Source organism: Ralstonia sp. VS2407, assembly GCF_052950655.1.
In genome coordinates, this window is record NZ_JBRFVG010000407.1 from 1 (window position 1) to 389 (window position 389).

Sequence of the window (389 nt, forward strand, 5' to 3'; positions counted from 1 at the left end):
GGAGTGGGTGGCGGAGAACACCAAGAAGAACGTTGGGTTCGCGAAGCTGGCGTCCAACGGCTACGACATCCAGGACGCGTACATGCCAGGGGTTCCGTTCCCGATTCCGCAGAACGGTGCGCAGGCGGTGTGGAACCACAAGCTGCGTTATACGGCGCTGGGCTGGGAGATCGACCCGGTGACTTCGTTGGGTTCACCGCGCAAGGGCTCGGACACGTGGATCGACCTGAGTGCCTCGCAGATCTTCTATTACCCGTGGGGCGGCAAGGGAAGCAAGAAGATCAGCGAGTTGCCCAAGGAAGACTCGATGACGTACTTCAAGTACGACGCGCCGCCGGCGCTGGCCGGGCAAGGGGCGATTCTCAACACCTTCTACAACAAGGAGTCGG

The 389-nt window shown here is 61.2% G+C and carries 1 protein-coding gene; it reads left to right on the top strand.

Annotated elements, in window-relative coordinates:
* On the top strand, positions 1 to 389 hold a 389-nt coding region (locus ACU8YE_RS25710; RefSeq protein ID WP_446930460.1), incomplete at both ends, for a DUF1329 domain-containing protein.